This is a genomic window from Oceanobacillus sp. Castelsardo (genome assembly GCF_001659985.1).
In the GTDB taxonomy this organism is placed as follows: Bacteria; Bacillota; Bacilli; order Bacillales; family Amphibacillaceae; genus Oceanobacillus.
The window spans coordinates 102,973-119,300 of the sequence record NZ_LYCS01000003.1 but is presented as its reverse complement, the minus strand read 5'-3'; the positions used below and the strand labels follow the sequence as shown (position 1 = coordinate 119,300).

Sequence of the window (16,328 nt, the reverse complement as noted above, 5' to 3'; positions counted from 1 at the left end):
CGCAATCCCTCCATTTTTAATGTGATAGGAAAAGAAAGGATGACACAAGGCTTTAGGAGTGTCATCCTTTTTTAGCAACCTAATAGCGTAAACCGAATTTTACCAAAATAATTTGGCGGCAGACTATTATCTAGGTGAGTAAGTAGTTAGCTGTGCACTTTCTCCGAATGGATATTGATAATTGATTTCCCCCTCAAATTCCACATAATCAAGGTAAACCATTAATAATAAGTATCGTTTTCCGGTATTTGGATCACTTATAATAAGGTGATCTCTTCCTGCAGCTTCGATAATTCCAGTAAACACTTTCGCATTCCAACTCTCATTGTTCTCAAAGGTCATGTATACTTTGGCTAATTTACCTTTATTAAGTCGTAGAATATTTTCAACGTACGATTGTTCAAGAGGTAGCATTCCAGGTACGTCTGTAGACTGTTGTTGTTGAGGGGCCTGTGGTGTTGGTTGCATTTGTGCTTGTTGTTGTAAGGGATTTATGGGTTGGCCTACCATTGGATTCATTGTATATCCTGGATACCCATAAGGATAAGCAGCTACAGGATAAAAGTTTCCATACTGTCGATTGACTTGATTATTAGACATTAAAATTCCTCCCTGTTTTTAAGTACTTCTTGCAAATGGTTGGTTTGTTGACTTCTCTTATCATTAGACTGCTGGGCAGTCGTATTATTAGTTTGATGAGTACTTCACGTTTACTTGAATCTTTTCTTTCTGCCCATCATCTTGGATGCTAGACTCAATAATTATATGTATGTAAATACCCAGGAAATGATGACAGATAAATCCCAATTATTTTGGAGAGGGTGATTAATAAATGAGTATAGTATGAGTTGAAGGGAATTTATATAAGTGAAATAGATGAAAAAAGCCACCACCACAGAGGGTGATAGCTTTGAAATTCTGTATATTAATTTTACAGTGCAAAATAAGTATCAACATCTTCTTTTGGCAAGTAATTTCCAATGATAAAGTCTCCAAATTCAGCATAGATTGCGGAAACTTCATCATAACGCATTTCGTAAACAATTTTTTTAAATTGAAGTGGGTCATGTGCAAATAGAGTTACGCCCCATTCCCATTCATCAAGACCCATGGAACCAGTAATAATTTGTTTTACTAGGCCAGCATATTTACGACCTGTAGCGGCATGGTCTGTTAGTAAACGATGTCTTTCCTTACGATCAATCGTAAACCAGTTTGCTTCATTCCAACGACGGCGATTCATAGGGTAGAAACAAGCATGTTCCCATTTAGGAAGAATTGGTTTAAGGCGTGCTTCCACTGCTTCATTGATTTTACGGTTTTTCACTTCATCTACGGTATCATTCGTACCTAGCTCAACGATGGAAACATAGGAGTATCCCGGAATGAGGTAATCTCCAATTTTAGACTTATTCAGTTCCGTTTTAAAGTCTTCCAATTCATCCATTGTCGGACGAACGACGATAAACATTAAATCGGCTTTGTTACCTACTACTTTATAGATGGATTGGCTCCCATTTTTCTCTTCCTCCACAGCATCCCATTTTGTCATTAATTCTTTTAACTCTTCAACAGCTTCTTTTCTGTCATTTTCAGATGCCATTTTCCAAGAAGTCCAATCAAATGTACGTGTATCGTGAAGGGTGCTCCAGCCGTCTAAAGTTCCTACTGCTTCTGCCATATGTATCTCTCCTTTAAAATGATTATTCATAGCATTGTCCTGTTCATCCCCTATTAAACAAGGGGGGTAGATGTTTACACTTTCCTCTTTTACTATAGCATAATTCGGGAATACTAATCATGGAGGAAGGTCTGCATTTAGACTTGATTTTTCAATTTGTCAAGGCTTTGTCAAAAATTGTAGAAAATCAATGTTAATTTCTTTAATTATAGTATGGTTTGATTTATGATGGAAATGCATATAGAGGTTATTCAAAAAGTCCGGTGAAAATGACACTTCGCATTTCTTCGTTGGCTTGCTTTTCCGGTCCTCACGTATTAATTGTATACGTTCCGTTCCTCAAAGCTACGCCGCCTTGAACTGCTCGGTCCTTTTCATCCTCCTTTTTGAAATTACACATATATAGCATATTGGAGGATTGTATAATGAGTAACTTATTCGATGAAATATCTAAAAAGATTGCAGGAAAAGATAAAAAGATAGTTTTTCCTGAAGGATTAGACGAAAGAATTTTAACAGCTGCGAGTAAATTAAGTGCAGATGGAGTAGTTGCTCCGATTTTAATTGGAAATAAAGAGGAAGTAGAAGGAAAGGCAAAAGAAGTTGGAGTAAATATTTCATCATGTGAAATTTTAAATCCAAATGATTATTCTGCTTTCGATGAAATGGTTCAAGCATTTGTAGAACGTCGTAAAGGTAAAGCAACAGAAGAAGACGCTCGTAAAATTTTGCTAGATGAAAACTACTTTGGAACCATGCTAGTATACATGGGTCAAGCAGATGGCCTTGTTAGTGGAGCGGCACATTCCACAGCAGATACAGTACGTCCAGCATTACAAATTATTAAAACAAATGGTAGAGTGAAAAAAACATCAGGTGTCTTCATTATGGTGCGTGAGGAAGAGAAATATGTGTTCGCAGATTGTGCAATTAATATTTCTCCTGACAGCCAGGATTTAGCTGAAATTGCGGCAGAAAGTGCGGTAACAGCGAAACTATTTGGGGTGGATCCGCGAATTGCGATGCTAAGTTTTTCTACTAAAGGTTCTGCAAAATCACCGGAAACTGAAAAAGTAGAGAATGCACTTCAAATTGCAAAAGAAAATGATCCTTCCTTAGTCATTGATGGAGAATTTCAATTTGATGCAGCATTTGTTCCTAGTGTTGCAGAGAAAAAAGCTCCTGATTCTGTTATAAAAGGAGATGCTAACGTATTTGTCTTCCCAAGTTTGGAAGCAGGGAATATTGGTTACAAAATTGCACAACGTCTTGGTGGATTTGAGGCAGTAGGGCCAATCCTTCAAGGGTTGAATCAACCTGTAAACGATCTATCACGCGGATGTAGTGCAGAGGATGTTTATAACCTAGCTCTAATTACTGCAGCACAAGCGGTTGGGGAGTAAAAATAAAAGGCTTGCAGCAAATTATACATGGCTGCAAGCTTTTTTTCTAAATTTGTTTTCCAAAAGTGTGAATCTAAATTGGCTTCTTATACGTAATGTAAACAATAGATAGATTTTAAAAAAACGAGACAGGAGATCAAATGTGGGAAATCAGGAAAAGGCTAAACTCAAACCGTTTGTTTCTTTAATTTTAGCTACTAAAATACCAAAATGGTCCTTATTTATCGGGTTAATTGGTAGTATTATCACAATGTTCATTGGTCTTTCGATTCCCTTGTTAACACGGGAATTGGTTGATGGGTTTTCAGTAGATGCCATAAGTACGACGCTTATCGTGGCGATTTTTGTTGTGTTTGTTTTACAGGGTGTTTTAGATGGTGTATCTACTTATTTGTTAGCGGCTGTTGGCCAAAGAATTGTTGCAAGGTTACGGGAGATGATGTGGTTTAAGCTCCTCCGTTTACCAGTAAGTTATTTTGACAAACAAGCAAGTGGGGAATCCGTAAGCCGTGTGGTAAACGATACAGGTATTGTAAAAAATCTTATTACCCAACACTTTCCACAGTTTATTACTGGTTTCATTACGATTATTGGGGCAATTGTCATTTTATTAATTATGGATTGGAAAATGACATTATTAATGCTTATTGCCGTGCCGGTAACGTTTGCAATCATGATGCCACTCGGTACAAGAATGGCAAAAATATCAAAAAGCTTGCAAGATGAAACAGCAAAGTTTACCGGAGATATTCAGCAAACCTTAAGTGAGATTCGATTAACCAAAGCTTCGACTGCTGAAGAAGTGGAACAGAATAAAGGGATGTCCGGTATAACCAAACTGTATAAATATGGATTAAAAGAAGCGCGGATTTTTGCTTTAATCGGTCCATTTATGTATACCATCATGATGATTGTTATTGTCGTTATTATTGGATATGGTGGGATTCGTGTTGCGGAAGGTTCGCTTTCAACGGGTTCACTCGTGGCTTTCTTGTTGTATCTATTCCAAATCATTTATCCGATTACTTCTTTTGCAATGTTCTTTACCGAATTACAAAAGGCGAAAGGAGCGACCGAAAGGATTATAGGAATTATAGATTTGCCAGAGGAAGAAAGTCAAGAAGGTGTAGAAGAGGATATTTCCAACCAACCTGTTTCGTTTACGGATGTTTCTTTTTCCTATGATGAAAAGGAAACTGTTCTTCGGAATATTAGTTTTATAGCAGAACCAGGGGAGATGGTTGCTTTAGCTGGTCCAAGTGGTGGTGGAAAAACGACTTTATTTGGATTAATCGAAAGGTATTATGAGCCGACATCTGGTGTCATTCGAATAGGGAAAACACCCATTCAATCTCTGTCGATGAAATCATGGAGAAGTCAGATTGGTTACGTTTCACAGGAAAGTGCCATGATGGCTGGGACGATAAGGGATAACTTAACATATGGTTTGAGTAATGCAAGTAACATTACAGATGATCAATTATGGAAAGTTGCCGAGATGGCATATGCAGATAAGTTCATTCAATCGTTTCCTAAAGGATTAGAAACAGAAGTTGGGGAACGAGGTGTAAAACTATCCGGTGGGCAAAGGCAGCGAATTAATATCGCACGGGCATTTTTACGAGATCCAAAAATATTAATGCTAGATGAAGCGACTGCAAGTTTAGATAGTCAATCCGAACAAGCCGTTCAAGAGGCATTATCTCGCCTAATGGTCGGCCGTACAACCTTTGTCATCGCGCACCGACTATCCACCATCGTTCATGCGGATAAAATCATGTTTATTGAAAAAGGTCAAATAACAGGAGAAGGAACACATCAGGAGTTGATGGCTTCCCATGAGTTATACCGAAAATTTGCGGAACAGCAATTAGGAGAATAAGCCTCTTTTTATAGAGTCGGTGTCACTTTACGGTTTAACAAAATTTGATGAATGCCGGTATGAGGAGAAATCCCATTCATACCGCAACTCATAAGGTGTATGAGTGCCGGTATGAGGAGAAATCCCATTCATACCGTCACTCATAGGGGTGATGAGTGCCGGTATGGGGAGAAATTCCATTCATACCGCAACTCATAAGGTGGATGAGTGCCGGTATGAGGCGAAATTCAATTCATATCGTCACTCATAAGGTAGATGAGTGCCGGTATGAGATGAAATTCAATTCATATCGTCACTCATAGGGGTGATGAGTGCCGGTATGGGGAGAAATTCAATTCATATCGTCACTCATAAGGTAGATGAGTGACGGTATGAGGGAAAATCCCATTCATACCGCAACTCATAAGGTGTATGAGTGCCGGTATGAGGGAAAATCCAATGCATACCGTCACTCATAGGGGTGATGAGTGCCGGTATGAGATGAAAATCAATGCATACCGTCACTCATAGGGGTGATGAGTGCCGGTATTGGGAGAAATTCAATTCATATCGTCACTCATAGGGGTGATGAGTGCCGGTATGGGGAGAAATTCAATTCATATCGTCACTCATAAGGTCAATGAGTATCCGATTGGGATAGAAAAGTGAAAAATTGGTCACCCATCAGATCGTATGAGTGACCATTGGAATCGAACTGTAATAGACTAGTAACTTGTGTAATGACAGATCCCACGTTTTTTAGTTCCCTAAAATCTCATAAATCTGTTTATTCCGTTTCTCCATTTGGCCATACCGTTTTTCGAATACAGCAATTTCGGATTCGGAAAAAGAAGTCTTCACGATTTCTTCACTGAAATTACGCAAGGCTGCATTTACTCTTTCTTTCATTTCTTCCACTGTCAGATTTCTTTGAAGTAGTTCCGACAGAGAAGCCATCACATTTGGATCCACATCCGGATAGGTAAATTTTGTTTCTTCCCCTTTTTTACTTAACCGGTAAAAATCACGAATGAGGCTTGCTCGTTCATAACTATTCCCTTCTACATCTAAATAAATTTGTACAGCTGCACCATCCCGTACTCTTCGTTGAGAGATTCCAGCAAATTTCTTTCCATTAATACTTAAATCGTAGTCACCAGGACAGTAGGAATGAACGATTTCATATGCTTCAATTTCATTCGTTAAGTCGTGAAGCATATATTGGATAAAGCTCACCATTGCTTCATAGCAATCATGAATAGAAATTTCATGGACCCCTGGAATAACGAGAGAAAGATTTAAGACTCCCCCATCTAAAGCAACGGCAAGTCCTCCAGAATTTCGAATCACTATATTGTATCCTTTATCTGCCAAAAACCGGACTCCTTCGTCAATATATGGAAGTCTAGCATCTGGTATTCCTAAAACAATCGTTTTGGGATGAACCCATAACCGCATCACGGATGGGGATTCCCCATTACTAACGGATGTAGCTAAAGCATCATCAATAGCAAAGGAACCTAAGGCTGTATAAGGTTTTCCAGAGAATGTTTCGATCTCGGAATGATCTATATATCTAAATGTCGTTTGCTGAATTACTTCTTTCCAATTTTTCATAATTTGCACCTAACCCTTTTTATAACTCTCTAAGTATTATATAATATATATTAAAATTGTCGAAAAGAAACGGATGGAGAAAATGGCATATAAGGATCAGCAACTATCGGAAGAAAAGGTATTTAAAGATCCTGTACATCGGTATGTTCATGTTCGGGATCGAGTAATATGGGATTTAATCGCAACACCAGAATTTCAGCGACTGCGTCGAATCAAGCAACTTGGAACAACGAATTTGACGTTTCATGGGGCAGAACACAGTCGCTTTAATCATTCTCTTGGTGTATATGAAATTGTTAGAAGAATTATTAATAACTTTGAGAACCAACCGCATTGGAATAAGGAAGAGCGGTTGCTTTGTTTGTGTGCTGCTTTATTACATGATTTAGGGCATGGGCCATTTTCACATTCCTTTGAAAAAGTGTTTAAGCTGGATCATGAATATTTTACCCAACAAATTATCATTGGTGACACGAACATCCATAAAATTTTGGAAAAAGTAAGCCCAGGATTTTCTCAGAAGGTAGCTGATGTCATTGGAAAAACATATGAGGACAAGTTAGTTGTAAGTCTTATTTCCAGTCAAATTGATGCGGACCGAATGGATTATCTACAACGTGATGCTTATTATACAGGGGTGAGCTACGGGCATTTTGATATGGAAAGAATTTTAAGGGTGATGCGACCGATAGAGGATCAAGTGGTTATTAAATCCACGGGGATGCATGCGGTTGAAGACTATATTATGAGTAGATACCAAATGTATTGGCAAGTATATTTCCATCCAGTAACAAGAAGTGCAGAAGTTATCCTGTCTAAAATTTTACACCGTGCAAAAGAACTACATGAATCTAAAGAATTCACATTTAAATTAGAACCGGCCCACTTTATTTCCTTTTTTGAGGGGAATGTAAAGTTAGAGGAATATTTAAAATTAGATGAATCGATTGTTTATTTTTACTTTCAAGCATGGCAAGAAGAACAAGATGAAATATTGCGGGATTTATGTGAACGGTTCATGAATCGAAGGCTATTTAAGTACGTGGAATTTAATCCAAACTTACAAATGAAACAGTGGATGGAACTTTATCAATTATTTCAAAATGTTGGCATAAACCCAGAGTATTATTTGGTTGTCGACTCCTCATCTGATTTACCTTATGACTTTTATCGCCCTGGTGAGGAAGGGGAACGTCTACCTATTCACTTAGTCATGCCTAATAACTCATTGAAGGAATTGTCCAGACATTCCGATATTGTAGAAGCAATTTCAGGGAAAAAACGTACGGATCATAAATTATATTTTCCAAAGGACCGCTTGGATGCAATAGAAAATGAAGAACTTAAAAATAAGATTATGGAAATTTTATATGGCCAAGGAGAGGTAAAGGATGTTAGATAATCATGCAAAGTTAATGCAATTTTTTTCGGTGGTCGAAAATGTAACAGGACGAAAAAAGTTGCAAAAGATGATTTATATCTTACAAAAATGTAATATTCCATTTGAAGAAAAATACAATTTTCACTTTTACGGCCCTTATTCGGAGGAATTAACTTTACGTGTGGAGGAACTTTGTAATTTAGGTTTTCTTCATGAGGTAAAAGAGGATAAAAGTAATTATTATCAATATAATTACACGATTACGGATGATGGTAAAGAATTTTTACAACAATTTAGGTTGGACATGCCTCATTACGAAGAAAAAGTAGAGAAATTAAAAGAAAGAAGTTCACGCTTCCTTGAATTAGTAGCTACCATGTTTTATTTTGATCATTTGACACTAGATGAAATGATTGCAAAAGTCCATACCGTAAAACCGAAACAGAATTATAGTGAAGAAGAAATAGAAGAAGCTATACAATTTATGAAAGATCTAAAACTAGACTAAGATCCAAGTAGGAACTGTATCCTGTTTGGATTTTCTTTTTGCCTCCCTTGGAAAGCGAAGGGTATTCGGACTGTGGACATATTGACAGCGATTATAGTATGCAATAAGTGAAACAAAGTATGAACTCTGGTAAAATTAGTAAAAATGGATAATAGTATGAGTTCAAAAAAGGAGGATTTCTTTTTATGAGTGACGATAAAAGTAAGAAAAATGCTTTTACCATAATTAAAGATGACTCAACAGACGGTCATGGTGGCTACGGCGGTGGAGTGATAAGTTTAGAAAACATGTCATCTGTTATCGTAGACCCTAATGAAAATGAAGCATATGTTGATATGGACGCAATGCATGCACGCAGTAAAATTGAGCGTCGTGTCAAATGGACCCACGTAAAAGAGGAAGTACCAAATGGAAAGTTATACTGGATTGTTTGGGTCAATGTAGAGCGTAGTGAAGAAGGAAAGACCTATAGTGGAGTAACGGCTTGTGAAATTCGTGTTGACCGTGAAAATAAGAGAGCTTATAAATCCATGCCAGAGCACATAAAACATATGGAGCAGTCTTTGAAGGGGAAAGTCATTGTAGACAACATGGATACTCACTCCAGAAAACTTCTAAGAGACTTCCTGGAAGACTTTGATAAAGAAATGTGGGAACTATCATCTGATGAATTGAAAGAAGAGTTATCAAAGTAAGAAAATATGAACATTTTGTGAACATATTGTACTTTGTGACAGAAATTTGTAAAATATGGATACATGGACAAACATGTATTACTAGGACAAAAAGAAACCGACACTTATATAGTTGTCGGTTTCTTTTTATCTATTTTTAGCAGATAGGAAGGCCGAAAAGATTTACTGGCCGAAAAGGGAATCAAAAATTCTTTTAAAAGGCCCTCCTTGATTATCTTCTTCAATAGATTTGTGATTGTTATGAAGATGATCTGTACAATAATGCTTTGGTTCAGATCCTTTTTCAAAATACATCACACGGCTGACTTCACAATATGGGGTAGCAAGGTCGCCTGTTTGTGGATCAATTGCTACCCCAACTACTCCATTCGGTGCTTCAAATGCTTTCTCTGGTAAGTCTTCATGGGCTTTTTCCATAAAAGAAGCCCAAACCTTTTTCGGATAACCTGACTCTGCTACCATTTCCATTACGCGATTATCGTCATAACCACCCCAAACACCAGTTACAAGTTGCGGGCTAAACCCTATCATCCAGCTGTCTGAATTTGTGGACCCCGATTTTCCGGCATATACGCGTGATAATTGGTTGGCAATTGGGGCACCGGTGACAGAAGCATAGCCATCTAGTTGTTGATCGAACATGCCGGTCATCAAATCTGCAAGAATAAAGGTTTGCTTTGGATTGAGGACTAATTCTCCTATTTCGTTATCCTTTTCGTAAATTGTTTTTCCTTCCCGGTTTACGATTCTTTTAATCGTGTAACTGCTGATTTCGTGACCCCCATTTGCTATCATTCCGTATCCTGTCACCATTTCTTGTAAGGATACAGAAGCGGATCCTAAGGCTAAGGATGGGACCTCTGGAAGTTCACCAGTTAAGCCAAATCTTCTCGCCGTATTTACGAGTTTTTCAGGAGTTAAATATAAATTGGTTTTTACAGCATAAATATTATCCGATAACGCTAAAGCTTGGGCTAAGGAAATGGGTTCATAGGCATAATAGTCATTAAAGTTACTAGGGCGATAAACTTCACCATCTGCTAGTTCGAACGTAGTCGGCTTACTCGTTAACATCGTGCTTGCGGTATAGCCATTTTCTAAAGCGGCATAGTATAAAAATGGCTTGAAAGTAGAACCGGCCATTCTCCTTGCATCCACTGCGCGATTAAATGGACTTTCCGAATAATCACGTCCACCTACCATTGCTTTAACTGCTCCGGTGTTTGGATCCATTGCCAATGCACCAATTTGCATGTTACTTTCTTGATCTATTGTGGCAGAAACCGATTCCTCTAATCCAATTTGCATTTCCCTATCAAGTGTAGTGTAAATCTCGAATCCGCTAGAGCGAATTTCCTCAGTATTAAGATCGAGTATTTTCGAAGCCTCTTTCAAAACGACATCCTGAAAATAAGGGCCAATTGAATCCATACTTTCTTTTTTCTTTTTAGAGTAAACAAGCACGGTAGCTTTGGCGTTTTGATAATCATCATTTGAAATCATATCGTTTGTTAACATTAACTGTAATATTTGTTCTTGGCGTTGATCAGCATTTTCCTTATCGTTTAATGGAGAATAATAGGTCGGTCCTTTTGGTATTCCTGCTAACATCGCTGCCTCAGCAATTTCTAAGTCTGTTGATGATTTATCAAAAAAATAGTTACTTGCTGCTTCAATCCCATAAGCACCATGCCCGTAATAAATGGAATTCAAATACCCTTCCAAAATTTCACCTTTGGAATAATACATTTCTAAACGAACCGTATAAAAGGCCTCTTTTATTTTTCGATTCCAAGTTTTTTCATGGGATAGGTAGAGATTTCTTGCTAATTGTTGTGTTAATGTACTTGCACCTTCTTTTAATGATCCAGAGGTTATATTTTGAATAATTGCACCAATAATCCGCTTATAATCAAATCCATTATGTTCTTTAAAATGTTGATCTTCCACAATTAAAGTCGCATTAATAATATGTGGAGACATATCCTCTAAATCAATCCAATAACGGTTTTCCGTACCATGTTCTTCACCGATTATCTCATTGGAGTCACTATAATAAATCGTATTTTCTTCATTCGTAAGTGGTGGTGGACCTAGTATAAAACTAATCGTATAGATTCCGATGATAGAAAGTATTACAAAACCTACTAAAGTAGTGATTAATTTAAAAATGATTCTGTATTTCCTTAATCTGCGTTTATTCATCACAAAAACCCCATCATTCAAGATTTACGAGTGTATTACTACCATTATGGGAAAAGATAAATACAAATAAACATTCAATCCGAAAACAAACGGCTTGGGGAAAGGGTCTGCGGACTAAATTTTAGGTGAAGAGAGAAATGGAATGAAGGAATTTAGTAAGGTAAATCAGTATTAGAGCGTGTGATATCAGCACTCGGTTGCAGATATCAGCATACAAGGAGATATATCAGCACTCAATCGCGGATATCAGCATACAAGGAGATATATCAGCATTCGATGGTGTGATATCAGCATAGAAGAAGATATATCAGCACTCGATGGTGTGATATCAGCATAGAAGAAGATATATCAGCACTCGATCGCGGATATCGGCATACAGAAGAATTTATCAGTATCATCTTCCATCATCCTTTAAGACCATCCCAATCCCGTAGAAATAATTTTGTTTTCTTTAAAAAAATGCTTGTTTTTTTCGAGAATTTCTCTATAATCGATTTGTTTAGAAAACGATTTTAAAACTGTTATTAGATAAATAAATTGCTACATTAGGAGATGGACAAACGATGAGTATTTGGTTCACGGAAAAGCAAACAGATAATTTTGGAATTACAGCTAAAATAAAACAGACTTACGTTTCCGAACGAACAGATTTTCAAGATTTACAAATGGTTGAAACGGAAGAATGGGGAAATATGCTCATTTTAGATGATATGGTAATGACAACAGAGAAAGACGAGTTTGTTTATCATGAAATGGTTGCACATGTTCCGTTGTTTACCCATCCAAATCCGAAAAACGTGCTTGTTGTTGGTGGAGGTGATGGTGGTGTCATACGGGAAGTGTTGAAGCATCAATCGGTTGAGAAGGTAACACTTGTTGATATTGATGGAAAAGTGATTGAGTATTCTAAGAAATACCTTCCAACGATTGCGAATGGTTTTAATAATGAGCGTGTAGAGGTAAAAGTAGAGGACGGCTTTATGTATATCGCGAATAGTGTGAAAGCATTTGATGTCATCATGGTTGATTCAACAGAACCAGTTGGACCTGCCGTTAATCTTTTTACGAAAGGTTTCTATGCAGGAATTTCAAAGGCATTAAAAGATGACGGTATTTTTGTTGCACAAACCGATAATCCGTGGTTTAAGGCGGACTTAATTAAGCAGGCTTTTCAAGATGTGAAAGAAATTTTTCCTGTAACACGTTTGTATACGGCGAATATCCCAACGTATCCAAGTGGTCTTTGGACATTTACGATGGGGAGTAAAATACATGATCCATTAAAAGTGAAAGAAGAGCGTTTCTTTGACATGGAGACCAAATACTATACTCCAGAAATCCATTTTGCCTCTTTCGTATTGCCTAAATTTGTGAAAGATTTGACGAAATAAGGGGAGAAGCGAAATGAGATTTGATGAGGCATATTCGGGTAAAGTTTTTATCATGTCGGGTTCAGACTTTGAAAAGGCGAAAGCTGTCATTTATGGGATGCCAATGGACTGGACCGTTAGCTTTCGTCCGGGTTCCAGGTTTGGCCCAGGGCGTATAAGGGAAGCATCAATAGGTCTTGAAGAATATAGTCCTTATATGGATAAGCATTTAGAAGAAATTGATTTTTTCGATGCGGGAGATATTCCTTTACCTTTTGGAAATGCAGAACGAAGTCTTAACATGATTCGCGACTATATCGATCAGTTATTACAATTGGAGAAGTTTCCAATTGGGCTTGGAGGAGAGCATCTTGTGACATGGCCTATTATTCAATCGATGTATCAGAAATATCCAGATATGGCATTTATTCATATTGATGCCCATGCTGATTTAAGAGAGGAATATGAAGGAGAATCGTTGTCCCACTCCACGCCAGTAAGAAAGATTTGCGAATTAATTGGGCCTGAAAATGTTTATTCATTCGGCATTCGTTCCGGTATGCGTGAAGAGTTTCAATATGCGAAAGAAAGTGGTATGCATCTGTCCAAATTTCATGTAGCGGAACCACTACGCAAAATACTGCCAACATTAGTTGGTAGAAACGTGTATGTCACAATTGATATAGATGTCCTTGACCCTGCATATGCCCCGGGAACTGGAACCGCAGAAGCAGGTGGAATTACCTCCAACGAATTATTAGAAGTCATCCAACTAATCGCTGATTCCAAAATCAATGTCATTGGAGCCGATCTCGTAGAAGTTGCACCAGCCTACGATCACTCTGAAAAAACGGCAATTGCAGCAAGTAAGTTTATTAGAGAGATTTTGCTTGGTTGGGTGAAGTAATTCCGGATTGAGTACCTATATCGAAAAATAACCGAAGAGTACACAACACATATATTGAAAAAACATGCCTATTATAGCTATAATAGGCATTATATGATTTTGTATATTAGATCTAGGACATAATTAAAGTATTTAACTTTAAAGGCGGACAATACACTAATTTAGCGTAGGAAATATACGAAGACTCCTTGAAAATGCATCCGCATTTTCTGCGTGCGATGTATCGCTGACGTAGTGTTCCTTGTCCTGCGGGAGGAAAGGCCTAGGTGAGACTACGAAGGGCGATAGACCGGAGTAGGCTCAACAGCCGCCCGCGGAAAGCGAAGTATATTTCCGGAGCGAGTTATTCGCACGAATCATGTTCGTATTTAATTTGATAAAAACATTTTGTCCCAGCCCAAATTTACTTAAGTGCATCAAGGCACTCGCCCAAAGGAATGACGAATGCTAAGATTACTAAAAATAAAAAGGACGATACTATGAGTTCGGTTCAAAAAAATGTACAAGTTAAACTTCAAACAACCATTGATGATCAAGGTTCTAAAGAACAAAGTGAAATCATAAGCAATGGAAAATTTTATAGAAAAGGAAAAATGGACGTCCTTACCTTTGACGAGATAATGGATGAAGAAATGAAAGTAAAAAACTTTATTACCATCCAAGAAGGCTCCGTCAACATTAAACGCACTGGCCCGGTATCGATGAATCAAAAGTTTGATATTAACCACCGTACCGAAAATGTATATAAACATCCACATGGGGCAATACATATGGAAACATTCACAAAAAAAATTGCGTATAAATTAAAAGACGAAGCCGAGGGACAACTCATTCTTTCTTATACAGTAAAATTAAATGGGCAACCCGATGAACGGAAACATGAATTAATACTTAGTTTTAATGAGGAGGATTCCCAATGAATGTATTGGAACAAACAGAAGATACATTAAGGCAGGAAATAGCAAATGCGGTAATTAATGCCGATTTAGCAACGAAAGAAGAACTTCCTGACATTGTATTAGAAAAACCGAAAGATAAAGCACATGGCGACTTTGCAGCAAATATCGCGATGCAACTAGCTAGAATTGCGAAAAAAGCACCTCGTCAAATTGCAGATGACATTATTCAACATCTGGACCAATCGAAAGCATCTATTGAAAAGGTGGAAGTTGCTGGGCCGGGATTCATTAATTTTTTCATGAAAAATGACTTTTTAGGCGACATTATCCCGACGATTTTAGAAGCTGGCGAAGCTTACGGAAAAACAGATGCTGGAAAAGGCGAAAAGGTTCAAGTGGAATTTGTTTCCGTTAACCCGACTGGTGACCTTCACTTAGGACATGCCCGTGGCGCTGCATATGGTGATGTACTATGTAATGTTTTAGATGCCGCAGGATATGAGGTTCAGCGAGAATACTATATTAATGATGCCGGTAATCAAATTGACAATCTGGCCTATTCTGTTGAAGCACGTTATTTACAACAATTAGGTAAAGATGTTGAAATGCCAGAAGATGGTTACCATGGCCAAGCCATTATCGAAATTGCTAAGAAACTTGTTGCACAAGATGGCGACAAATGGGCGAACCAAGCTCAAGAAGAACGGATTGCATACTTTAAAGAATTTGGTTTACAGTCCTCACTTGAAAATATTAAAAATGATTTGAAAGCATTCCGTGTAGAATTTGATCATTGGTTCTCTGAAAGATCCCTTTATCAAGATAATCAGATTACGGATGCACTGAAAAAATTAGATGAAGGTAGCTACATTTATGAAAAAGAAGATGCAACATGGTTTAAGTCAACCGATTTTGGTGACGATAAAGACCGTGTATTGGTGAAAAAAGATGGAAGTTACACCTATTTAACACCAGATATCGCTTATCATAAAAATAAATTAGATAGAGGCTTTGATCAACTTATTAACGTATGGGGTGCCGACCATCACGGTTATGTACCAAGAATGCGAGCAGCAATTCAAGCTCTAGGTTATCCATCCGATAAATTCCATGTGAAGATTATTCAAATGGTGAACCTCTTTGAAGGCGGAGAAAAGGTTCGGATGAGTAAACGAACAGGTAGGGCGGTAGCATTACGTGACTTAATGGAAGATGTTGGGGTAGATGCCGCGCGTTATTTCTTCGTGACTCGTTCCAATGATTCTCAATTAGATTTCGATATGGACCTTGCGCGTTCCCAGTCTAATGACAACCCAATCTATTATGTTCAATATGCCCATGCTAGAATTTGTACGATGTTAGAACAAGCGAAAAACAAAGGATTCGACACAGAATCAACGTATGATGCAAGCTTACTAACTTCTGAAAAAGAAGTAGATTTATTGAAGAAACTTGGGGAATTCCCTCAAGTTGTAGCAGAAGCAGCCGAAAAACAATTACCACATAAGGTGACACAATTTGTATTTGATTTAGCTACCTTATTGCATAGCTTTTACAATGCAGAGAAAGTGTTGGATCAAGATAACAAAGAACAAACCAACGCTCGTATTGCTTTAATGAAGGCTGTACGAACTACGTTAGCGAATGGATTAAACTTGATTGGAGTTTCTGCCCCAGAGAAGATGTAAGGTACTAATCTATCATAAATTGAAAAACTAAAACATATAGATACACTAGAAAACACTATTTCTTATTTATGAAAAGGAGGTAGTGTTTTTTAGGGCGTTCAAAAAACTAAAAA

General features: G+C 37.6%; 13 protein-coding genes. 9 read left to right on the top strand and 4 right to left on the bottom strand.

The annotated features are described in order from the left end of the window. Positions 1-126: 126 nt before the first annotated feature. Both gerQ and hemQ read right to left on the bottom strand, forming a co-directional pair. Complete coding sequence (gene gerQ, locus A9178_RS07315) at positions 127-600, bottom strand: spore coat protein GerQ (RefSeq protein ID WP_068673878.1); 474 nt, start codon at positions 598-600, stop codon at positions 127-129. Positions 601-931: 331 nt separating this feature from the next. Continuing rightward, positions 932-1,681, bottom strand: a complete 750-nt coding sequence (hemQ, locus tag A9178_RS07310; RefSeq protein WP_068673876.1) for a hydrogen peroxide-dependent heme synthase — start codon at positions 1,679-1,681, stop codon at positions 932-934. A gap of 425 nt (positions 1,682-2,106) precedes the next feature. Between hemQ and pta the strand changes: the two genes are divergently transcribed. Both pta and A9178_RS07300 read left to right on the top strand, forming a co-directional pair. Then, positions 2,107-3,084 carry a phosphate acetyltransferase gene (gene pta, locus A9178_RS07305; protein WP_068673874.1) on the top strand — a complete coding sequence of 326 codons (978 nt, stop codon included), beginning with the start codon at positions 2,107-2,109 and terminating at the stop codon, positions 3,082-3,084. 142 nt (positions 3,085-3,226) lie between these two features. Continuing rightward, positions 3,227-4,966, top strand: coding sequence for an ABC transporter ATP-binding protein (locus tag A9178_RS07300; protein WP_068673871.1), 1,740 nt, complete (start codon positions 3,227-3,229; stop codon positions 4,964-4,966). A 738-nt stretch (positions 4,967-5,704) separates the two neighbouring features. Here A9178_RS07300 and A9178_RS07295 read toward each other — a convergent pair. Then, complete coding sequence (locus tag A9178_RS07295) at positions 5,705-6,562, bottom strand: lipoate--protein ligase family protein (protein ID WP_068673869.1); 858 nt, start codon at positions 6,560-6,562, stop codon at positions 5,705-5,707. 82 nt (positions 6,563-6,644) lie between these two features. Here A9178_RS07295 and A9178_RS07290 point away from each other — a divergent pair, with 82 nt between their 5' ends. From A9178_RS07290 to A9178_RS07280, 3 genes are all read left to right on the top strand, one after another. After that, a complete protein-coding gene (locus A9178_RS07290; protein ID WP_068673867.1) occupies positions 6,645-7,964 on the top strand; it encodes an HD domain-containing protein in 1,320 nt (439 codons plus the stop codon). Next, positions 7,954-8,451, top strand: coding sequence for a YwgA family protein (locus A9178_RS07285; protein ID WP_068673865.1), 498 nt, complete (start codon positions 7,954-7,956; stop codon positions 8,449-8,451). Before A9178_RS07290 ends, A9178_RS07285 begins: the two co-directional genes overlap by 11 nt. Before the next feature lie 185 nt (positions 8,452-8,636). Next, on the top strand, positions 8,637-9,146 hold the full coding sequence (locus tag A9178_RS07280; protein ID WP_068673863.1) for a YwhD family protein: 510 nt from the start codon (positions 8,637-8,639) through the stop codon (positions 9,144-9,146). Between the two features lie 162 nt (positions 9,147-9,308). Here the strand turns inward: A9178_RS07280 and A9178_RS07275 are convergent, their stop codons facing one another. Continuing rightward, on the bottom strand, positions 9,309-11,351 hold the full coding sequence (locus tag A9178_RS07275; protein ID WP_068673861.1) for a transglycosylase domain-containing protein: 2,043 nt from the start codon (positions 11,349-11,351) through the stop codon (positions 9,309-9,311). A gap of 563 nt (positions 11,352-11,914) precedes the next feature. Between A9178_RS07275 and speE the strand changes: the two genes are divergently transcribed. From speE to argS, 4 genes are all read left to right on the top strand, one after another. Then, positions 11,915-12,742, top strand: a complete 828-nt coding sequence (gene speE / locus A9178_RS07270; protein WP_068673859.1) for a spermidine synthase — start codon at positions 11,915-11,917, stop codon at positions 12,740-12,742. Between the two features lie 13 nt (positions 12,743-12,755). After that, positions 12,756-13,628, top strand: coding sequence for an agmatinase (speB, locus tag A9178_RS07265; RefSeq protein ID WP_068673857.1), 873 nt, complete (start codon positions 12,756-12,758; stop codon positions 13,626-13,628). Positions 13,629-14,107: 479 nt separating this feature from the next. Continuing rightward, positions 14,108-14,548 (top strand): YwiB family protein, encoded by a 441-nt coding sequence (locus tag A9178_RS07260; protein WP_068673855.1) that lies wholly within the window; start codon positions 14,108-14,110, stop codon positions 14,546-14,548. Next, on the top strand, positions 14,545-16,215 hold the full coding sequence (gene argS, locus A9178_RS07255; RefSeq protein ID WP_068673853.1) for an arginine--tRNA ligase: 1,671 nt from the start codon (positions 14,545-14,547) through the stop codon (positions 16,213-16,215). Before A9178_RS07260 ends, argS begins: the two co-directional genes overlap by 4 nt. Positions 16,216-16,328 lie beyond the last annotated feature (113 nt).